Origin of the sequence: Flavobacterium flavipigmentatum (assembly GCF_020911905.1) — a bacterium.
Lineage (GTDB): Bacteria > Bacteroidota > Bacteroidia > Flavobacteriales > Flavobacteriaceae > Flavobacterium > Flavobacterium flavipigmentatum.
In genome coordinates, this window is the sequence record NZ_CP087133.1 from 2,216,355 (window position 1) to 2,236,996 (window position 20,642).

18 protein-coding genes are annotated in these 20,642 nt (G+C 35.6%); 4 read left to right on the top strand and 14 right to left on the bottom strand.

Annotation, left to right across the window (positions count from 1 at the left end):
- Nucleotides 1–8 precede the first annotated feature (8 nt).
- The 4 genes from LNP22_RS09710 to LNP22_RS09725 are packed head-to-tail and all read right to left on the bottom strand — an operon-like array spanning nt 9 to nt 3,796.
- Entirely contained in the window at nt 9–635 is a 627-nt protein-coding gene (locus LNP22_RS09710; RefSeq protein WP_210666863.1) for an alpha-ketoglutarate-dependent dioxygenase AlkB family protein, read from the bottom strand.
- A complete protein-coding gene (locus LNP22_RS09715) occupies nt 622–2,025 on the bottom strand; it encodes an exonuclease domain-containing protein (protein WP_229973278.1) in 1,404 nt (467 codons plus the stop codon). The genes LNP22_RS09710 and LNP22_RS09715 overlap by 14 nt, the downstream gene beginning before the upstream one ends.
- Before the next feature lie 36 nt (nt 2,026–2,061).
- Entirely contained in the window at nt 2,062–3,321 is a 1,260-nt protein-coding gene (locus tag LNP22_RS09720) for a Y-family DNA polymerase (RefSeq protein ID WP_229973279.1), read from the bottom strand.
- 25 nt (nt 3,322–3,346) lie between these two features.
- Nucleotides 3,347–3,796, bottom strand: coding sequence for a LexA family protein (locus LNP22_RS09725; protein WP_229973280.1), 450 nt, complete (start codon nt 3,794–3,796; stop codon nt 3,347–3,349).
- Nucleotides 3,797–3,893: 97 nt separating this feature from the next.
- Between LNP22_RS09725 and LNP22_RS09730 the strand changes: the two genes are divergently transcribed.
- Nucleotides 3,894–4,670 (top strand): XRE family transcriptional regulator, encoded by a 777-nt coding sequence (locus LNP22_RS09730; protein WP_210666860.1) that lies wholly within the window; start codon nt 3,894–3,896, stop codon nt 4,668–4,670.
- A gap of 39 nt (nt 4,671–4,709) precedes the next feature.
- Here LNP22_RS09730 and LNP22_RS09735 read toward each other — a convergent pair whose 3' ends face one another.
- The 9 genes from LNP22_RS09735 to LNP22_RS09775 form a co-directional block, all read right to left on the bottom strand.
- The gene (locus LNP22_RS09735; protein WP_229973281.1) at nt 4,710–6,440 is read right to left on the bottom strand and encodes a HAMP domain-containing sensor histidine kinase; all 1,731 of its coding nucleotides are present in this window, start codon (nt 6,438–6,440) and stop codon (nt 4,710–4,712) included.
- 143 nt (nt 6,441–6,583) lie between these two features.
- Nucleotides 6,584–7,705 carry a sensor protein KdpD gene (locus LNP22_RS09740; protein WP_229973282.1) on the bottom strand — a complete coding sequence of 374 codons (1,122 nt, stop codon included), beginning with the start codon at nt 7,703–7,705 and terminating at the stop codon, nt 6,584–6,586.
- Nucleotides 7,706–7,786: 81 nt separating this feature from the next.
- Entirely contained in the window at nt 7,787–8,863 is a 1,077-nt protein-coding gene (locus tag LNP22_RS09745; RefSeq protein WP_229973283.1) for a porin, read from the bottom strand.
- A 334-nt stretch (nt 8,864–9,197) separates the two neighbouring features.
- A complete protein-coding gene (locus LNP22_RS09750) occupies nt 9,198–9,752 on the bottom strand; it encodes a K(+)-transporting ATPase subunit C (protein ID WP_229973284.1) in 555 nt (184 codons plus the stop codon).
- Between the two features lie 101 nt (nt 9,753–9,853).
- Nucleotides 9,854–11,911, bottom strand: a complete 2,058-nt coding sequence (gene kdpB, locus LNP22_RS09755; protein ID WP_229973285.1) for a potassium-transporting ATPase subunit KdpB — start codon at nt 11,909–11,911, stop codon at nt 9,854–9,856.
- A 12-nt stretch (nt 11,912–11,923) separates the two neighbouring features.
- Nucleotides 11,924–13,645: a potassium-transporting ATPase subunit KdpA gene (gene kdpA, locus LNP22_RS09760; protein ID WP_229973286.1), complete on the bottom strand. Its 1,722-nt coding sequence runs from the start codon at nt 13,643–13,645 to the stop codon at nt 11,924–11,926.
- A gap of 89 nt (nt 13,646–13,734) precedes the next feature.
- Complete coding sequence (kdpF, locus tag LNP22_RS09765) at nt 13,735–13,812, bottom strand: K(+)-transporting ATPase subunit F (protein ID WP_229976373.1); 78 nt, start codon at nt 13,810–13,812, stop codon at nt 13,735–13,737.
- 192 nt (nt 13,813–14,004) lie between these two features.
- Nucleotides 14,005–14,286 carry a DUF7674 family protein gene (locus tag LNP22_RS09770; RefSeq protein ID WP_229973287.1) on the bottom strand — a complete coding sequence of 94 codons (282 nt, stop codon included), beginning with the start codon at nt 14,284–14,286 and terminating at the stop codon, nt 14,005–14,007.
- 213 nt (nt 14,287–14,499) lie between these two features.
- Nucleotides 14,500–15,846 carry a sigma-54-dependent transcriptional regulator gene (locus LNP22_RS09775; RefSeq protein WP_229973288.1) on the bottom strand — a complete coding sequence of 449 codons (1,347 nt, stop codon included), beginning with the start codon at nt 15,844–15,846 and terminating at the stop codon, nt 14,500–14,502.
- Nucleotides 15,847–16,070: 224 nt separating this feature from the next.
- Between LNP22_RS09775 and LNP22_RS09780 the strand changes: the two genes are divergently transcribed.
- The 3 genes from LNP22_RS09780 to LNP22_RS09790 all read left to right on the top strand — a co-directional run bounded on the left by LNP22_RS09780 (nt 16,071) and on the right by LNP22_RS09790 (nt 19,264).
- Nucleotides 16,071–17,075 carry an LLM class flavin-dependent oxidoreductase gene (locus LNP22_RS09780; protein WP_229973289.1) on the top strand — a complete coding sequence of 335 codons (1,005 nt, stop codon included), beginning with the start codon at nt 16,071–16,073 and terminating at the stop codon, nt 17,073–17,075.
- 475 nt (nt 17,076–17,550) lie between these two features.
- Complete coding sequence (locus tag LNP22_RS09785; protein ID WP_229973290.1) at nt 17,551–18,816, top strand: hypothetical protein; 1,266 nt, start codon at nt 17,551–17,553, stop codon at nt 18,814–18,816.
- Between the two features lie 7 nt (nt 18,817–18,823).
- A complete protein-coding gene (locus LNP22_RS09790; protein ID WP_229973291.1) occupies nt 18,824–19,264 on the top strand; it encodes a hypothetical protein in 441 nt (146 codons plus the stop codon).
- 167 nt (nt 19,265–19,431) lie between these two features.
- On the opposite strand, the gene LNP22_RS09795 is transcribed toward LNP22_RS09790, so the two are convergent.
- Nucleotides 19,432–20,454 carry a proline-specific peptidase family protein gene (locus tag LNP22_RS09795; RefSeq protein WP_229973292.1) on the bottom strand — a complete coding sequence of 341 codons (1,023 nt, stop codon included), beginning with the start codon at nt 20,452–20,454 and terminating at the stop codon, nt 19,432–19,434.
- Nucleotides 20,455–20,642 lie beyond the last annotated feature (188 nt).

Sequence of the window (20,642 nt, forward strand, 5' to 3'; positions counted from 1 at the left end):
AAGTAAAATTATTCTTTTCTGTCAACGTTTCTAAAAGTTAGATTGATTCTTGGCAAAACATTTCGTGCCGTTTTAGGCACCTGATGTTGCCAAAAACTATTGGTAGTTCCTGCCATCAGCAAAAAAGAGCCGTGGTGCAGAGGAATCTCGACTTGCGGAATTTCTTTGCGAAACTTGTGGCGCAACCGGAACATTCTGGTTTCTCCAAAAGTGACCGAGGCAATAATAGGGTTGGGGCCTGTGTTGTGCTCTTTATCGCTGTGCCAGGCCACACCATCTTTGCCGTTTCGGTACAAATTAAGCAAGACACTGTTAAAATCAACTTGTGTTTCTTTTTCTACCCGACTTCTAATTGTAAGGAGTTCATACGTCCAATCAGGGCCATTTTGATCTGCTCCCGGATTGTCTTTATCCTCATACCAAGCGATCATTCTTGGCGCAGTAACGGTTTTATCAAAGATTTCCATTTCATATTCTCTCCATTTAGTTTTATGGAGCAACATTTCATAATAATGATCAGACTCTTCTTTGCTAAAGAAATTATCGATCAAAATTAGTTCGGTATCAGGAAGATCAAATGTTTTTTTGCCTCCTAATCCTGTCGCAAATAATTCGGTGTCGTTAAATAGTTTCATTATTCCCTTTATTTTTTGTCAATGGTTTGTTGAAAAAAACTTTACCCGGATATTTTTCCGCATAAGTGTAGATTAAATGCATGATGTATTGGTTACTTCTGTAGGGCGTAACGTAGTTTTTTACCTCCGATGGATCGGTAAGAGCAACATCGGTTGTAAAATAGCCCATACCATAAAAATGCCCTTTTTCTACCCAAATGCAACTGCGTTCTTCTGCTGATCTTCCTTTGTCAATGATAGCAAAATCGGGTCTGTTGCTTACTAAAAAATCAATGGCACTTTCGATTTTTCCGTTATGAAGTGTCGCATCTGGCAAATCGGTAAGAGTATTGTTTAAGATATTTTCCCCTTCTGTCGCTACACAATATTTGCAGAATCGATGATCAATTTCAAACTGCTGGGCTAAGTTGCGCAGTACATTGATCCCCTCGTACAAACTATTGAAAGATTCGATACATGTTTGAAATTTACTCAGTTTTCCAATGCCCAAATATTTATACCCACTACGAGCTTCGTATTGGTAGAGTCCGTATTTGGGTTCAAAGCGTTTTAATGCTCTGTTGTATGTTGGCCAGAGCTGTTTGATTTCTACACATTCTAGTAGCAGCGCCATCAATTCGGTAGCACAAATTTCAAAAGAGATTCCGTAAATGTCTCTTAAAAAATTTTGCCTTTGAGGATTGATTTTATGGCCGGTAAAATGAGATGCTACGCGTTTTTTTAAGTTGATCGCTTTGCCGATGTAAATTACTTTTTTGACTTCATTATAAAAATAATACACTCCTGGTTTCTCTGGCAATTGATCAAAATCGCTGGGTGGTAAATTTGGTGGCAAGCGTTGATCTTGTGCCGTTTTCTTGATCATTTTTTCGATTTCGCCTTCCTTATCCCATTCGAGTAATCGGGAAAATAACAGTGCAGTAGCATCTGCATCTCCGCCGGCGCGGTGCCGATTTTCTAAAGGAATATCTAATGCTCCGCAAAGGTTTCCTAAGCTGTAAGATCCCAAACCAGGCTTGATTTTTCTAGCGGCACGAACGGTGCAAAGTTTTCGGGCTGTCCACTTAAATCCCGCTTGTTCCAGTTGATGACGTACAAACGAATAATCAAAATTAACATTGTGTGCAACGAAAATACGGTCGGTAAGCATTTCTAACACTTTGTCTGAAATAGTATCAAAGATGGGGGCATTAGATACCATTTTGTTATTAATGCCTGTTAATGCAAAAATAGACGCCGGAATCTCTTTCTCCGGATTAACAAGTGTCTCAAAACGATCGATGACACTTGTTCCGTCGTGAATGACAATGGCAATTTCTGTAATGCGGCTGCCACCAGCGTTACCACCGGTGGTTTCGATATCTACTATGGCATATTCTTGCTTTTTCATCTTATTTGTAGAATGTGAAATACATTGTTTTTCTGATTAAGCCTTAACGGTAATAACATCTTTTAGGGAAGTAGAAAACTTGGGAGACAATCTATTCTGCTTCATTTTCCATTGACGTCCCAAAGATTGCACACCGAATTTAATTTTATTGTTACCATAATTTTGGTTCATTTTATCAATCGCCCTCATTAAAGGCTGATGTTTAGGATTTGAAGCTTCGAATAAACTAAGCTGTGTTTCGTTATTTGGTGTCAAACCCATTACAATAACACCCGCTTTTTTATAACGATAGCCTTTTTTAAAAATAGCTTTAAATCCTTTTTGTGCGGCCTCATTAAGCTCTATTGTCGAGTTGGTTGGAAAATCAGTAGTGATCGTAATACTTCGCGAATAGTGTGATTCCTCGTTCTTTAAAAAACTAGTTTGTATAAAAACAGTTACCATATTACAATGACAATCTTGGCGCCTTAATTTCTCAGCACAAGAAGCTGTAAATGTGCTGATTCGTTCTGAGATCTCTTCATAAGTAGTATACCTTTTTTCGAAAGATCTGGTAGTGGCGATCATTTTTCGGTCTTTGGCATCTTCTAATCCCAAAGTCGGTTTCCCTTCTAATTCATGTTTTAATCGAAGCCCAACTACAGACATTTCTTTTCTTACCCAGGCATCCGGAAATTGGGTAAATTCATAAGCGGTATTAATTTTTTTTAATTTCAGACGTTTGGCATGTTTTCTTCCAATTCCCCAAACATCTTCAATTTTAGTCCACTTTAATGCTTTAATTCTTTTTTCTTCAGAATCAATGCAATAAACACCCTGAGTACGATCTGCAAATTTTCGGGCAATTTTATTCGCTACTTTGGCCAAAGCTTTAGTAGGTGCAAAACCTATACTAACCGGAATGCCTGTTCCTTGTGTTACTTCTTTTCGCATTTTTAAACCCAACGTATTCAGATCAAATAAATCGTATCCTGAAAATTTCAAGAAAGCTTCATCAATACTGTAAATTTCAATTTCGGGAGTATATGTTTGAAGCAGGTTCATTACCCGATTGCTCATATCGCCGTATAATGGATAATTAGAAGAAAAGACAAAAATGTTTTTTTCTTTAAAAATAGCTTCATACTTAAAAGCAGGTACACCCATTGGTACGTCCATAGCCCGGGCTTCATCAGAGCGCGAAATAACACAGCCATCATTGTTAGAAAGAATAACGATAGGTTTTCCTCTTAAACGCGGCTCAAATACTCTTTGGCAAGAAGCATAAAAATTGTTACAATCGACTAAAGCAAACATTTATAAACGTGTTTTTTATTTCTATTTAAAAAGATTTAATACTATGAATCACAATTCCCCAAATCACAAAATTATTTTCGGGAGTCACTTTTATAGGCTGATAATCTTCATTTTCGGCAATAAGCCAGATGATATCTTTTTCTATTCTGATGCGTTTTACGGTAAATTCGCCATCAATTTGACAGACGGCAATCTTATTGTTTTGTGGTTCCAGACTTTTATCAATTATCAACAAATCACCATCATTGATACCAGCATTTTTCATCGAATGTCCTTTTACCCGGGCAAAATAAGTAGTGTATTTGTGTTTGATGAATTCTTTGTTGAGATCAATCGATAATTCGATAAAGTCATCTGCAGGCGAAGGAAATCCTGCGCTGATACCAACGTCAAAAAAAGGCAGTTTTACTTCCGAACTGACATCCGGAATGTATAATTTTATTGATGCTGTGGTATTTATACTTCTCAATTTCATAATCACTTCAAAAAAAAGTTTTTTTAACATTACAAAATTAACACAGACGGTAACATTTTTTTGTATATTTGATGTTCCAAATTATAACAAATTAATTATGTCCTTATTTTCAGACAATATCAGAGCATTGAGGGTTAAGCATAAAATATCACAAGAGAAATTAGCTGGAAACCTGAAGATTACCCGAGGAAGATACGTAAAATACGAAGATGGAACTTCCGAAGCGCCGTACGACATTTTAAAGCAAATCGCCTTATATTTTCACATGAGTATCGATTTATTATTGTCTGTTGATATACGCAAAATCAATATAGAAAACTTGATTAAACTAGAAGGCAACCGACTCATTCTGCCAATACAAGTGGATCAATTTGGAGAAAATTATATCGAAATTGTATCTCAAAAAGCAAAAGCAGGTTACCTCAACGGATATGCCGATCCAGAATATATTGAAAGTTTACAGCAAATTTCGTTGCCGTTTTTAGGACCGGGCAAACACCGAGGATTTCCTGTAGAAGGCGATTCGATGCCACCTCATGAAGACGGAAGTATTATTATCGGGCGTTATGTCGAAAGGTTAGGAGAGGTCATGGATGGTAAAACATATATCTTGATTACCAAAAATGAAGGAATGGTATACAAACGCCTCAATAAAAACAAAAAAAATGCTTTGGTGTTAGAATCAGACAATCGGTTTTATCCTAATTATGAAGTGAAAGCTTCGGATATTTTAGAAATTTGGGAATACGAATGCAATATAGGGCGTAGCGATAAACGACACGAATTGACAGAATCGCAAAGCATGAAAGATTTGCTTTTGGAAGTAAAAAGAGAAGTGATGGAGATCAAGAATAATACTTCGGGGACGAATTGAGTTCTATTTTAGTCTTTCATTTATCAAAATCATCAATTTTTATTCCATTTTCAGTGCAAACCAAAAAGTACTTCCCAATCCTAAATTGCTTTCTACACCAATAGTTCCGTTTTGGGCTTCGATAAATTCTTTGCTGATCGCCAAACCTAATCCTGTTCCTGATTTTTGACTTCCCGGAATCTGAAAATATTTATCAAAAACTTTGTCTTTATAACGTGCGTCAATTCCTTTTCCGGTATCAATTACTTGAAATACAATCTGATTGTTTTCTTCTTTTAATCGGATGATAATTGTGCTTTTTTCAGATGAATAAGTAATGGCATTCGACAAATAATTAATCAAAACCCAGCCTGTTTTTTCGCTGTCTGCTTTTACTTGAGACAGGTGTTCAGGAGCATCAATGATGAGTTTTATTTGCTTTTGATCGGCTTGCACTTTTACCGCTTCGGTAGCATAATTGACAATGGCGTACGGATTACTTTTTTCTATATTCAGCTGGATATTTCCTGTCTCTAATTGTGATAAATTCAGTAATTCGCCAGTAATTTTAAGCAATCTTTGGCTGTCATCTTTGATACTTTCTACCAATTGTTTTTGGTCATCATTCATCTCGCCAGTTTTGGCATTTTCAAGCAATTGAAGGCTTAATTTGATAGAAGCAATTGGGGTTTTTAATTCGTGCGAAACCGTTGCGATAAAATTGGTTTTGGCAAAATCAAGTTCTTTAAATAAGGTAATATTTCGCAAAATAATCACGTCCCCAATGTTAATTTCATTTTCTTCGCCCGTTGGAGTTATCGTGATATTGAGTGTTTCTTTGTCAAAATAACTTTCTTTTTCATTGGCAAAAATTTTCATGGGTTGTTTTTTCTGAGCATCGGTTGCAAGTTCTTTCAAAATTAGAGAACGAATCAAATCATTTGATAAAGCCAGTTGAGAAGCCGATTTTCCGATAACATCTTCCGATTTCAGGCCAATAATTTTTAGTGCTTCATCATTCACAAATAAAATAATACCCTGATTGTCTAAACCAATAATAGGATCGTGCATATTATTGATAAGCGTTTCGAGGCGTTTTTTTTCAAAAAACAGTTTGTACAAATTGCTACTATTGTATTCTTCGAGTTTTTGTGCCATGGTATTAAACGATTTGGCTAGATCGCCATATTCGTTATGATTGGTAAAATGCACGCGCTCCGAATAATTTTTATTGGCAATTTCCTTGATGCTTAAAGTCAGTTCTTTAATCGGATTGGCAATGTTATGCGGTAAATTAATCAATAAATTAAAGGCGATCAAAAAGCATAAAGTACCTACAATAGCAATCCATAAATTGGCTGTTTCGGCAGTATGTTTGGCAATATCGCTCTTTTGCTTTATGGCATTCATATTGAGTTTCATAATCGCAAAAATATCTTGTCTAATTTGGGTTTTAGCAACTTCGCTCGACCTATTTTTTTCTAAAAGAGCAAAATTTACCTTCACATTATCCGTTACTTTTTGCTCACCTGTTTCGGTTATGTTTTGCGTTTGTTTCTGGAGATTTTCTTTAAAAGTACGAATGGCAGTATCATTATCTGTGTTGGTTCTAATCTCGTCCAAAGACAAAAGCATATTTCTGGAATATTCCAGTGTATTGTAATTGGCTTTAAGAATATTCTCAGTGTCTTTTTTTATCGAAAAAATATAAAAAGCACTCACTAATGAAAGAATTATTATTAAAATAAATAACAATCCAACGCCCAGATTCAATTTGGTCTTAATTCTCATGATATCATTGCGAGGAACGAAGCAACCTCATCCTCTAAATTTAATTATTATTAGTGTAAAATGTTATTTGTAAAATGTGAGATGGTATTAAAAAATCTATTTTACATTTAACATATTACATCTCACATACGTCATTTTTCATTTCACGAAAGTATAACAAGATCAACATTTGATAAAGAAAGCCGATTTAAAAGCCTTCTAAAAATAGTTGTAGACAAAATTACTTTAAATAAATTCAAATGTGGTTTTCCGATGCAAACCGTTGTAATTTGTTTTTCTTCTACGGTCATTAAAATAGCATCTGCAATGTTTTTGTTTTCTATTTTAATGACTTCTGCGCCTAATTGTACGGCCAATTTAAAATTATTAATCAAATGACGCTGTTTGTCTAATGCTATTTTGGTACTGCTTTCCTGTGGCGTTTCAACATACAAAACATACCACATTCCGTTGTAATAACTCGCCAGACGTGCCGCTTTTCTGATGACTATTTTGGCTGTTTTATCATTGCTACTAATGCAAGCCAGAAGCTTTTCGTGCTTTAAGGCTTGGAGCTTAGGAACTTCATTTTCTACTTTTCGAACGACTTGGCTCGCTACTTCTTTCAATGCCAATTCTCGTAATTGTAAAATTTGTTCCGACTTAAAAAAATTAGTTAATGCGGTCTGAATTTTGTCTGCTGTATAAATTTTTCCTTCTTTTAAACGGGCAATCAAATCCTCCGAAGTCAAATCTATATTAACCACTTCATCCGCCAAGCGCAACACATTATCCGGAATTCGCTCCTGAACATCAATGCCCGTAATGCGTTTTACGTCCTGGTTTAAACTCTCAATATGCTGAATATTTACCGCCGAAATCACGTTGATTCCTGCTTCCAGAATTTCTAAAACATCCTGCCAGCGTTTCTCGTTTTTGCTTCCCTCAACGTTGGTATGCGCCAATTCATCAACTATTACCACTTCAGGTCTCAGATTTATAATGGCTTGTACATCGAGTTCTTCCAATTCTTTTCCTTTATAGAAAATAGTCCTCCGCGGAATCACAGGTAAACCAAACAAGAGCTCGTGGGTTTCCTTGCGCATATGTGTTTCGATGTAACCAATTTTCACATCGATTCCGTTTTTTAATAGCGAATGTGCTTCTTGCAGCATCCGAAAAGTCTTGCCCACACCAGCACTCATCCCAATGTAAACTTTAAACTTTCCTTTTCTTGATTTCTGAATCAAATCGAGAAAGTGCTGTGCGTTATTTTTCTGTTCCATATTTTACGAGGTAAGATGTTTTTTGTAAAATGTAAGATGTATTGAAGACATTTTACATTTTACAAAAAACATTTCACTATATTAAAATGAAATCGCCAACGAAGTCGTTACAAATGTATTGGTATTTGCTGGAAGATTGTCTTTTGTAAATATTTCATCTTTGCTCGAAAGATTTCTGGCTTCAATTCTAAACATAACATTATCAGTAACTAAGTAATCAAAATTAGCTGAAAATCCGTAAGTTTTAAAACCGTTTGGAGTTTCAGTTGGGATAATCACACCTTTTTCATCACTGTAATATTCGCCGCGAGCTGCCAGCTGAATTTTATCTGTTGGTTTGTATTGTAGAATCAGAACTGGCGAAAACCAAGTATCATATTTGTTACTATTTTTAGCCGATTGTTGCGAGCCAACATCAACACCAGCCGTAATATTTGTTTTATCGGTTAATTTTAATTGTCCGTAAAAGTCATTAAAGTAGCGCCATTTTTTATCAATATCAGCTTGCTCGTTTCCAGCATAAGTACTCCAGTTCAACACAATTTTGTCCGAAGGTTTATAAGTAATCTGCGTCCCAAAAGCAGGAGTATGATTGCCTTCTATTTTCTGAATTCGTTGCCAGCCATTCAAATACATTCCAGCCAGGTACCATTTTCCGGATGCTGATGTGTAACCAATTTTCACTCCCGCTTCATAATAAGGCGAGTTTTCGGCCAGAATACTTCGGGTTAGAGTCTGGCAATCTTTGCCAATTGCGCTTTCAAAACCAATATGCGAAGGCATAATTCCGGCATCAATCCATAAATTATGGCGTTGCGAAATCTTCACGCCTACATTGGCTTCGTAAACGTTTTTCAACAAACCTTGCTCGGCCGCCATGTTGTATTCTGCATAAGTTCCTGCCATCAAAGCAAAATTTCCACGAATATTATCTTTTGAGTAATTCACTTTTGCCAGCCCCAAATTTAGGTTGACTTCGTTGCTTTTATTATAATTGTAAAAAAATCCCGGACGCGCATGATTGTCTGGTTTTCCAAAATCATAACTGTAGTAAGTATCTACATATCCCGAAAAAGTAAGGACATTTTTTGATTCTTCTTGTGCTTGTAAATTGCTAAAACCAAAAGCGATTAAAGCAGTAAGTATTATTTTTTTCATTTTTAGATCATTGCGAGGAACGAAGTAATCTCATCCTCATTAGTTTTTATCAGTATGTTTTTTAGAAGCTATTTCCCACTATTCGTTTCAATCTTTTACTTTTTAAAGAAAAAAGTAAAAGGATTTCCACTACTATCGGGGCTAGAAAACTCGGGGCAAAAGTACTTTTATTTTCCTAACAGGTTTCTAAAACCTGTTAGGTATTAATTTTAAAGTTTGATTTTTCGATTTCAATTTTCCAGTCTGCTTGTCATCCCGAGGAACGAGGGATGACAAAAATGCGTATATAAAAAAATCAGAGTCTTGTAGACTTAGAATCTCAGTAACTTAAAAATTACTTCAATTGATCCAAAGCCACATTCAATTCCAAAACATTTATTATTGGAGTTCCCATAACTGTTGGTGTATTAATTTTAGACTCTACCAAAGCTTTTACTTTAGCTTCAGCTAATTTTCTTTCTTTGGCCACACGTTTTACCTGAATCAAAGCGCCTTCTGGCGAAATATTCGGATCCAATCCGCTTCCCGAAGCGGTAACCATTTCTGCAGGAATCTCCGATTTTTTCAAGTAAGGATGCACAATTAAAAAAGTATCAATTCTTTTTTGAACCAAAGCAAGATACTCTTTATTACTAGCTCCTTTGTTACTTCCTCCGCTTCCCGCAGCATTATAATCTACCGCCGAAGGTCGTCCCCAGAAATAATTCGATTGATCAAATTTCTGACCAATTTTTTGGTAACCAACTACTTTTCCGTTAACCGAAATGGTTTCTCCTTTTCCTTGATTGGGAGCAAATTGAGCAATTCCGTAAACTGCCAAAGGATAAATTACTGCGAATAAAACCACTATTAAAAGAGTGAATTTTATCATTGAAAATATGTTTTTCATTTTTTTTAAGTTTCTAAGTTACTGAGCTACTAAGGAACTAAGTTTCTAAGACACTAAGAAAAAACTTAGCAGCTTAGCGCCTCAGCGCCTTAGTGACTTATTTACATAAATAGTGTTACAAGTAAATCGATTAATTTAATTCCGATAAAAGGAACAATCAAACCACCTAATCCATAAATCAATAGGTTTCTTTTTAGGATGGCACTTGCACCAATTGGTTTATAATCAACACCTCTCAATGCTAGTGGAATCAATATCGGAATAATAATGGCATTAAAAATCACAGCTGATAGAATCGCACTTTCTGGACTGTGCAAACGCATGATATTCAAGCCTTCAAGCGCAGGAATTGCGGTAATAAAAAGCGCAGGAACAATAGCAAAATATTTAGCAACATCATTAGCAATCGAGAACGTCGTTAAAGTTCCTCGAGTCATCAACAACTGTTTTCCGATTTCGATAATCTCGATCAATTTTGTGGGGTCATTGTCAAGATCGACCATGTTTCCAGCTTCTTTCGCTGCCTGAGTTCCGCTATTCATGGCAACACCCACATTGGCTTGCGCTAGGGCAGGAGCGTCATTGGTTCCGTCACCCATCATGGCAACAAGTTTACCTAGATTTTGTTCGTTTTTGATGTAGTTCATTTTATCCTCCGGTTTTGCTTCGGCAATAAAATCATCTACACCAGCAGCTTCTGCGATAAACTTTGCCGTAAGCGGATTATCTCCGGTAACCATCACCGTTTTTACACCCATTTTGCGTAAGCGTTCAAAACGTTCTTTCATTCCAGTTTTAATGATATCCTGCAATTCAATTACACCTTGAACCTGATTGTTTTTAATTACAACTAGTGGTGTTCCACCTTTAGATGAAATATCGATTACCTTTTGTGCAGTATCTTCAGGGAAATTATTTCCTGCCTGCAATGCAATATTTTTGGCAGCGTCCTGCGCCCCTTTTCTAATATTGGTTCCGTCTTTTAAAATAACTCCTGAAGTTCGGGTTTCTGCGGTAAATTTTATAGTTTGTGAAATGTGATCTGTAAGATGTGAAATGCTTTCTTTTAGGGTACCTTTTACATCTAATATTTCACTTAATTCAAGTATGCTTTTTCCTTCCGGAGTGTCATCTGCTAGGGAACTCAATACCGCAGACTTAATAAAATCTTCTTCTGAAACGCCTTTTGCAGGATAAAAATTCGTTGCTTTTCTGTTTCCAATAGTGATTGTTCCAGTTTTATCCAAAAGCAAAACGTCAATGTCTCCAGCAGTTTCAACTGCTTTTCCTGATTTTGTAATGACGTTGGCGCGCAACGCTCTGTCCATTCCCGCAATTCCAATGGCAGAAAGTAAGCCACCAATTGTGGTTGGAATCAAACATACAAAAAGCGCAATAAAAGCAGCGATTGTTATAGGTGCATTGGCATAGTCGGCAAATGGTTTTAGTGTAACACACACAATTACGAAGATTAATGTAAATGCGGCTAATAAAATAGTTAGCGCAATTTCGTTTGGAGTTTTCTGGCGACTTGCTCCTTCAACCAAAGCGATCATTTTGTCCAAAAAGCTTTCGCCAGGTTCAGAGGTTACAATTACTTTGATTTTGTCAGACAACACTTTTGTTCCTCCAGTTACCGATGATTTGTCACCACCCGCTTCCCGAATTACTGGAGCACTTTCTCCTGTGATAGCACTTTCGTCGATAGTGGCTAAACCTTCGATAATTTCACCATCAGTAGCAATTAAATCTCCTGCTTCGCAAACAAAAACATCTCCTTTTTTTAATTCTGATGAACTGATATTTTTGATTTCTCCGTTGGGTAAAATTTGTCTAGCAGGAGTTTCTTCACGTGTTTTTCTTAAACTATCAGCTTGTGCTTTTCCTCTGGCTTCGGCAATAGCTTCGGCAAAATTGGCAAACAAAAGCGTTGCTAGTAAAATCAAAAATACAATAAAATTATAGGCAAAGCTACCTTGATCTTGTGCTCCAAATAAAATGGCGGCACATACAACAAACATAATTGCAGTTCCTATTTCTACGGTAAACATTACCGGATTTTTGAACATTATTTTAGGGTTAAGCTTTACAAAAGATTGCACTAAGGCTTCTTTTACCTGCTTACTTTCAAACAATGAAGTAGATTTATTAGTTGTCATTTTTCTTTTATATTATTTTAAAGTAAAATATTCTGCCAATGGACCTAAAGCCAACGCTGGAAAGAATGATAAGGCGGCAATAATGGCGATTACAGCAAAAACCATTATTCCAAAAATGGTAGTATCTGTTTTTAATGTTCCTGCGCTTTCTGGGATATATTTTTTATTAGCGAGTAATCCAGCTATCGCCAATGGTCCAATAATTGGAATGAAACGGCTCAATAGCAATACAATTCCTGTTGTAATATTCCAAAACGGATTGTTATCACCCAAACCTTCAAAACCAGAACCATTATTGGCAGCACTAGAAGTAAACTCATATAACATTTCCGAAAATCCATGATGTCCAGGATTATTCAACCAACCTGTAGCGTTTCCGCTAAACCAATACCCCATTGCGGTATCATTTGCAGCAAAATAAGAAGCCAAAGCAGTTCCTGATAATATTAATAAGGGATGAAGAATAGCAATAAAAGCAGCAATCTTTACTTCTCGAGCTTCGATTTTTTTACCTAAAAATTCAGGTGTTCGACCTACCATCAAACCAGAAATAAATACTGCCAGAATGATAAAAATATAAAAGTTTAAGAAACCAACACCGCAACCGCCATAAAAGGCATTGACCATCATGGCAAGCAATTCCATAGTGCCAGAAACGGGCATCGAACTGTCGTGCATACTGTTTACAGAACCGGTAGAAATTACCGTGGTGGCAATACTCCAAAAGCCTGAAATGGCAGGGCCAAACCGAACTTCTTTGCCCTCCATAGATCCAGTTGTTTGAGCAATTCCCATTTTTTCTATGGCGGGATTACCGTTAATTTCGCTTATCACCGTTGGGACTACCAGAAGTAAAAAACCAACCGTCATTACACCAAAAACAACGTAAGCAAATTTTGTTTTCTTTAGATAAAAACCTAAAGCAAAAATCATAGCAAACGGAATAATTAATTGCGCCCACAATTCGACAGCATTCGTAAAATAAGTAGGATTTTCTAATGGATGTGCAGAGTTAACTCCAAAAAAACCTCCACCGTTTGTACCAATATGTTTAATGGCGATAAAAGCAGCAGCAGGGCCTCGGGAAACTTGGACATGATCTCCTTGTAAGGTAGTAATAGCATCTTTTCCTTCAAAAGTCATGGGTGTGCCGCTAAACAGCAGGGCAACAGCCACAATAGCCGAAAGTGGCAATAAAATACGTGTACAGCTTTTGATAAAATAATTGTAGAAATTACCTAATTTGTCGGTTGTTCTTTCTTTCATAGCTGTAAAAACCATTGCAGCAGCGGCCATCCCCACACCAGCAGAAACAAATTGCAGGAACATAAGGAACATTTGAGATAGGTAAGAAACACCGGTTTCACCTGAATAATGCTGTAAATTGCAATTGACCAAAAATGAAATAGCGGTATTAAAAGCTAAATCGGGAGACATTGATGGATTGTTATCAGGATTTAAAAATAAAGATCCTTGAAAAAGTAAAATAAAAAAGCAAATGAAAAACCAAACCATATTGACACTTAAAAGTGCTTTTAAGTGCTGTTTCCAGTTCATTTCTTCAGTGGAATTGATGCCACTAATTTTAAAAATAAATTTTTCAATTGGATTGAAAATAGGATCAAGAAAGGTTTTGTTATTTAAATAAACTTTAGCAATATATTTTCCTATCGGAATTGCTAAAACTACCGTAACGATAAAAATACTAATGATGCCAAATAATTCTGTGTTCATATTATGTGATTTGTTAATTGTAAAATGTGAGAGGTAAAATGAGACCGACATGTAACATTCAACATCTCACTTATAACTTTTTACAAGATTTAAAATTTTTCGGGTTTGATTAATACGTAAACCAAATAGGAGAAAACAGCGATAGAAACAATAAATAGTGCGATCATGATTTAGATTTTTTCAAAAAATTCAACTGATTTAAAACAAATTGCAAAGAGCAAAACTGCCAATGCGAGTAAAAGAATGGTAATTAACATAGATTTTTATTTTAGTGAAATGTGAAATGTATAATGTGAGAGGCGAAATGTAATTTGTAAAAGGAAATGACATCTAACATATTGCAGAAAACATCTTACTAATTAGACGCCCGAAGTATTAATCTGCTTGATATATTCTGCTTTAAGCGATTGCGGAAAAAGATGTGAAATATTGCAGTGACGCATTTCCATAAAAGAAGAAACTGAAAAAATATACACATTCGAAATGGCATTTTTAGTTTCGAAACTTCCGTTAATGAACAAACGCTCAGCAAGTGCCAAACATTTTTTTGCCCTAACGATGTTACCTGAAATAATCGATTTTTTGGTAATTTCGGCAAAGCGCTCGGCTTGTTTGTAGATTGAGGTGACTTGATTTTTCATGAGAATGAATTTTTATGTTCTTCTCTCTTATGCCAAAAGTCAGACCGAAAAAGGGTAGTGATGGGTAAGGTGTTGTTTATAAAGGGGTTGATGTTTTGCGCCAAAAATTAGGCATAAAAAAAGCCTATCAAAATGATAAGCTTTTATTGAAATGATAAGGTTATTGAATTGTAAAATGTAATCAGTAAAATGTTTTGTAATTGGATTTTTAGATTACCATTGAATTCCGTATTCTTCCAGCTTTCGATACAATGTAGCAATTCCAATTTCGAGAAGACGCGCACTTTCGGCTTTATTTCCTTTTGTATAATTTAAAACCTTTTGAATATGCAATTTTTCGATACTTTGCATAGAAAATGCCGACATCGATTTGGTTGCTTTTTCAGGCTGAAATTGCATTTCGTAGGGCAAAACATCAGCTGTCAAAACATCGCCATTGCATAGAATAACCGAGCGTTCTATCACATTTTTGAGTTCTCGAATATTACCCGGCCACGAATAATTTTCTAGTTTTTGAAGAAAATTACTCTCAACAGTTAAAGTTTTTTTATTCGTTTTTTCAGAAAATTGTTTGACAAAATAGTGTGTTATAGGAGCAATATCTTTGATTCTTTCGCGTAACGGAGGAAGTTTTATTTCAAAGATATTCAATCGAAAATATAAGTCCGATCGAAAACGGTGTTCGTCACTTTCTGTTTTTAGATCCCGATTGGTGGCGGCAATCAACCTAAAATTGGATTTTTTTGGAGTCGTATCACCAATCGGAATGTATTCGCTGGTTTCTAAAACACGTAATAATTTGGCCTGCAATTCGATCGGCATTTCGCCAATTTCATCCAGAAATAAAGTACCGCCATTGGCTTCTTCGATAAAACCTTTTTTGTCTTTTAAAGCTCCGGTAAAAGCACCTTGTTTGTGTCCGAAAAGCTCGCTTTCCAGAATTTCTTTGCTAAATGTACTGCAATTGAGTGCGACAAAAGATTTACCAGAACGCGTACTATTTTCATGAATAGCCTGGGCAAAAACCTCTTTTCCGGTTCCAGTTTCGCCGGTGAGCAAAACGGTCGAATCGGTTTTGGCGACTTTTTTAGCAAGATCGATCACTTGTTCAATTCCTTTTGATTTTCCGATAATGGTCGTAAAAGAATATTTATCGCCAATGCGTTTTTCGAGCTGTTGTACCTTTTTTTGCAACTGTACTTTTTCGACCGCTTTGTACAAAAGCGGAATAATTTTATCATTGTCATCTCCTTTTACAATATAATCAAAAGCACCATTTTTCATAGCTTGAACGCCATCGGCAATATTTCCGAAAGCAGTTAGTAAAATAACTTCGATAAGAGGAAAACTGGTTTTTATGTTTTGAAGAAAGTCAACACCATTTCCGTCGGGTAATTTCACATCACACAAAACGACATCAATATCTGTTTGTTCAAGTTTCTTAAAGCCTGATTTCAAATCTTTGGCTTCCATTACTTCAAAACCTTCCGATTTTATAATGCGTGCCAGCAGACTTCTGAGTTTTTCTTCGTCGTCTATTATTAAAATTTTGTGTATCATTTGAGGGAAAGGCTAAAATCGAATGTATCTTTCGAAGTACAAATTTAGGGTTAAAATCATTTCACTTTCTTATTGCTTATAAATTCTTGTGAAAATTTGATTTTCAAAATAATATTGTTGTTCTTTTTGAGTGAATGGGTTCAAAACATTATAAATCTATTAACAAGCCAAAAGAAAAGGCTTCGACAGAAATGAATTAATTTTGTATCAAAGAAAAACAGAACATGAAAGACCCAATTTCAATCTCTATATTAGAACTCGCTATTATTGCTCAGGATAGTAATGCTGCAGCAACTTTTCAGAAAACAAAAGAATTAGCTCAGCTCGCAGATGAACTAGGTTACAAGCGATTTTGGTTGGCAGAGCATCATAATATGGCACATGTTGCGAGTACAGCGACAGTAGTTTTGATTGGTTATATTGCTAGTCAAACACAAAAAATCAGGGTGGGTTCTGGAGGTATTATGTTGCCGAATCACTCACCGCTAATTGTTGCTGAGCAATTTGGAACACTAGAAACGCTCTATCCGAACCGTATCGATTTGGGTTTAGGAAGAGCTCCAGGAACCGATCAGCCCACAGCAGAAGCGATACGAAAGGACTTTTTTGAGCAAGCACAGCGTTTCCCTCAAAACGTGACCAAACTTCAGGATTATTTTTCTGCCGAAAATGCCACTGCCAAAGTGCGCGCTTTTCCTGCAGAAGGCACTAATGTTCCGATTTGGATTTTAGGTTCTAGTATGGAAAGTGCCGCGCTCGCCGCTGCTTATGGATTGCCGTATGCTTTTGCGGGGCATTTTGCCCCACGCCAAATGATTCAGGCTTTTGAGTTTTACCGTGAAAATTTTCAGGCTTCTGCCACTTTAGAAAAACCAAAAACAATGGCTTGCGTTAATATTATCGCAGCAGATACGAATGAAGAAGCACAGTTTTTATCAACGAGTTTGTATCAAATGTTTTTGAATTTAATTCGAAACGATCGTAAAGGTTTACAACCTCCTGTGTCTTCTTTAGACGATATTATGAGCGAAGAAGAACGTTTTCACGTCGATCAGATGACCGCTTGTACTTTCGCCGGAAGCCCGGAACAACTGGCAATTGATCTTAAAAAATTCATTGAATATGCCAGAATTGATGAGCTTATGGCGACCAGCCCAATTTTTGATCATCAGGCGAAACTGAAGAGTATTCAGCTTGCAAAAGAAGTTATTGATGGTTTGAATGGATAAATTGAAATAAGTTTTAGTTTTTTCAGGAGCTAATTCCCGCTATTCATTTCAATCTTTTGTCCCGAACCCCGGCACAAAAGGATTTCCATTTCTATCGGGGCTAGGGCAATTGGTTTATGTAGGAACAACTCACTTTTCATAAATACTTTTTGGTTGTCCCACGTTGTCAAGTGCCTTCCGTTAAGAAGATCATAAATAAAAATGTGTGGAAAATTCATTAATAGAACTCAACTATATTAAATTTCAAAAAAAATAAAGAGTATTATAATATTGAACTTGCTTTAATACAAATGTATAAGTAAAAAAAATTAAGTTTATTTATACTAATTAAAAATAAATACAATTTATCTTTTTTTTGTAAGAATAAATAAGTAACATTTCATCATTGATGTAGGTTGTTGTTTATAATAAGCTTAATTGACAAACATATTTATACCGCATCATATAAATGACTAATAAATATTAATTTAAATCTATGATGTACAAATTAAAAAAAATTGTTTCTTTTTCTCTTTTTATGAGCGCGGTTTTCCTATTTTCAAAATGCCAAACGGAAGAAAGTAATTCAAACAGTGAAAATCTATCTGTTGCAAATGCAAAAAAATGGTTTCAGTCTAATAATTCCAGTTTAGATGTATTGCAATACACAGAACTGATAGATTGGGATAATGCACTTGTAATCAATGAAGAAGGCAGAAAAGCAATTGAGGTGCCTCTTTTTATGACAGATGATGTCTCTTCAAACGTAGTTGTGGACAAAGAATATAAGACCTACATGAGATTGCTTTTAATTGAAGGTCAAGAAGGAACGTATAAAGTATTTGCTGTTGATTATACTACCAAAAATAAATTTTTTGATAAAAATAATAAGGAATTTAATCTTTATAAAACCGGTACCGAATATTCGGGATATATAACGGTTCAAAATGATAAAAATAAAGTTATGTATTCAGGTGAATATGAAAATGGAAAACAAATAAACTTGCATAATTTTGATCCTCTGCAAAATAGAACCAAGAGAGATGTATGCACCTATTGGGTTACAGTAGGTCCTTATACGACTTGCAGTTCTTGGACATGGTATCCTGATTACACGCCGGGAGGAACTTTGCCACCTGGATATATGCCAGGTATATCAGGTCCAATGTTTCTATGGTCCGCCAATACCCTATTAAACGCGCCTGATCAAGCCAAAAAGATATTAGACAGGCAGGATTACTTAAAAAGTTTTAATTTAAATGCGGGCGGATCACTTCATGTCTATGTTGATCAGCCAGTTGCAAATGGTTCTGCAGCTTATAGTGGTGTAGTCAATCCTGATGTTGGACATACATTTATTGCTATTGAACAAAACGGAATTGTTAGAGTTGTCGGTTTTTATCCCTCTGCTGCTGTAAACCCTTTCACTTCTCCAGGTGCAAGTCCTGCATTTATTAATGATAGCGCACACCCGTACGATGTTAGAATATCTAAAACATTAGATGCGTCGCAATTCTCAAATGTGATTTCAAAAATTACAAGTTATTCAGCTCAATATAATCTAAATACGAACAACTGCAGTGATTTTGCCCAACAAGTTTCAGCAGCAGGTGGTTTAAATTTGCCTAACACAGATGGTTCGTGGCCAGGTGGTGGTGGAACTAATCCCGGTAATTTAGGACAAGATATTCGAAATATGTCACTACCTTCAGGGGCTACTATAAAAACTACGGGGGGAATAGCACTTTCTAACGCAAACTAAACCAATTATGAAATTTTTAATGATACCATTTTTAATGATTTTCCTTATAAGCTGTAATGTTCGAGGTCAGGAGGATAAATTAATTCGAAACTTTATTACTTCTTGCAAGGATAAAAATATTGAACTAGCTACTGTAAGAGAACAATACATTTGTGAAAACAAAGACAACGTAGACAAAAAAACTGCTTTGGATAAATTTATAGAGGACGGAATTTCTTCCATAAGAGAGGAAATTCAATCGAAGGATTTGTCAAAATTAAGTATAGTAAAAGCATCGAACGATATAAAAGTTCAAAAAGAATTTTTAGAAACTGATTTTTCAAAAATATTCGTTTTAAAAGAAAAGCAAAAGATATTATTTTATTTTTTAATTGAAAATGATAAAATAACTGCTTTCAATGTTTTGAATAAAGGAGGTATTAAGGTTTTTATCAAATTATGTAATTAACTTAATTTATTTATTTATTGCTAAACTAAATGTTTCACATCTTACATTACATTAAAGGATACCAGCAATGGTATCCTTTTTAGTTGTCGAAATAGAATCTCTTATTTGCTCTTGTGAATGCTGTTAGATATTTGTTTCATAGCGATTTTATTTTATAATTTAAGAGTTTAAAACCCTCCTGAATCTACATCTTTCACAAATTCAATCACGCCTTTCATAAACACTTTTTGATCGTCCCACATGGCCAGATGGCTTCCGTTCGGGCAATATAAATAACGCCCTTTTTGCACGAGCTTGCTTTGTTCTTCCATCGCTTTTGGGTCCATGGTGTCGTATTTAGCGCCAATCATCAGGGTTGGAACTGCGATTTCTTTCAATCTGTTTTTAATGTCCCAATGTTTCAAACGACCGCTTATCCCAAACTCACTCGGACCTTGCATCATCGTGTACACTTCTCCATTTACGTGTTTGCTGGCACGATTCAGACCGTCAGGCCATTCTTTTAAACGACACAAGTGTTCGTGATAAAAATTCGGTATCAGCAATTCCATATATCTCGGATTGGCAAAATCTTTCTTCGCTTCAAGCGCTCTGATTTCGGCCAGAATTTCGGGTTTCATTTGCTTTGCCAATACTTCATCAGCATATTTTCCATATTCTGGAGCGCTCGCCATCATATTAGAAACTAATAATCCTTTAAGGTTTTTTTGATATTTTAAGGCATATTCCATCGCTAGAATTCCACCCCAAGAATTTCCTAAAACATAAAAATTAGACTTATTGGCACCAATAGCTTTACGAACCTGTTCTACTTCTTCTACAAAACGTTCAGTTGTCCAGAGAGTACTGTCTTTGGGCTGATCGCTGTAATAAGAACCCAGTTGGTCGTATTCGTAAAATTCAAAACCTTCTCGCTGAAAGAATGTTTCAAAACACTCCATATATTCATGAGTCATGGCCGGACCGCCGTGAAGAAGTAGTATTTTTATTTTCGGATTACTTCCAAAGCGTTTTGTCCAGACTTTAAAATCGCCTACAGGAGTTTTTATCGGAATCATTTTTACCCCAGCTGATTCAACAGTAGTCGAATCGTCATAACTAAAATAATCTACCAAAGCAGTAGTAGAGTTGGTTTGTTTTTGGCAGGAAACCAATAATAAAACAGAAAGTAATAAAAGAATTCGATTCATGTTTTTTGAGAATAAAAGTTTTTATTTGAATTTTTACAGAACTAAAATACGATTTTTATTCAATTTTAAACTTTGATAATAAAAATGCTTTAGTCGAAGGAATATTGATTTTTTCCAGAGAATCAAAACGGCCGAATTTTAAACAAAATTATCGTACTCCTTCAATCAATTTATTGTTATGGTTTTCA

Coding starts and splice junctions, on each gene's coding strand:
- LNP22_RS09710 (WP_210666863.1), bottom strand. CDS start 635: ATGAAACTATTTAACGACACCGAATTATTTGCGACAGGATTAGGAGGC.
- LNP22_RS09715 (WP_229973278.1), bottom strand. CDS start 2,025: ATGAAAAAGCAAGAATATGCCATAGTAGATATCGAAACCACCGGTGGT.
- LNP22_RS09720 (WP_229973279.1), bottom strand. CDS start 3,321: ATGTTTGCTTTAGTCGATTGTAACAATTTTTATGCTTCTTGCCAAAGA.
- LNP22_RS09725 (WP_229973280.1), bottom strand. CDS start 3,796: ATGAAATTGAGAAGTATAAATACCACAGCATCAATAAAATTATACATT.
- LNP22_RS09730 (WP_210666860.1), top strand. CDS start 3,894: ATGTCCTTATTTTCAGACAATATCAGAGCATTGAGGGTTAAGCATAAA.
- LNP22_RS09735 (WP_229973281.1), bottom strand. CDS start 6,440: ATGAGAATTAAGACCAAATTGAATCTGGGCGTTGGATTGTTATTTATT.
- LNP22_RS09740 (WP_229973282.1), bottom strand. CDS start 7,705: ATGGAACAGAAAAATAACGCACAGCACTTTCTCGATTTGATTCAGAAA.
- LNP22_RS09745 (WP_229973283.1), bottom strand. CDS start 8,863: ATGAAAAAAATAATACTTACTGCTTTAATCGCTTTTGGTTTTAGCAAT.
- LNP22_RS09750 (WP_229973284.1), bottom strand. CDS start 9,752: ATGAAAAACATATTTTCAATGATAAAATTCACTCTTTTAATAGTGGTT.
- kdpB (WP_229973285.1), bottom strand. CDS start 11,911: ATGACAACTAATAAATCTACTTCATTGTTTGAAAGTAAGCAGGTAAAA.
- kdpA (WP_229973286.1), bottom strand. CDS start 13,645: ATGAACACAGAATTATTTGGCATCATTAGTATTTTTATCGTTACGGTA.
- kdpF (WP_229976373.1), bottom strand. CDS start 13,812: ATGATCGCACTATTTATTGTTTCTATCGCTGTTTTCTCCTATTTGGTT.
- LNP22_RS09770 (WP_229973287.1), bottom strand. CDS start 14,286: ATGAAAAATCAAGTCACCTCAATCTACAAACAAGCCGAGCGCTTTGCC.
- LNP22_RS09775 (WP_229973288.1), bottom strand. CDS start 15,846: ATGATACACAAAATTTTAATAATAGACGACGAAGAAAAACTCAGAAGT.
- LNP22_RS09780 (WP_229973289.1), top strand. CDS start 16,071: ATGAAAGACCCAATTTCAATCTCTATATTAGAACTCGCTATTATTGCT.
- LNP22_RS09785 (WP_229973290.1), top strand. CDS start 17,551: ATGATGTACAAATTAAAAAAAATTGTTTCTTTTTCTCTTTTTATGAGC.
- LNP22_RS09790 (WP_229973291.1), top strand. CDS start 18,824: ATGAAATTTTTAATGATACCATTTTTAATGATTTTCCTTATAAGCTGT.
- LNP22_RS09795 (WP_229973292.1), bottom strand. CDS start 20,454: ATGAATCGAATTCTTTTATTACTTTCTGTTTTATTATTGGTTTCCTGC.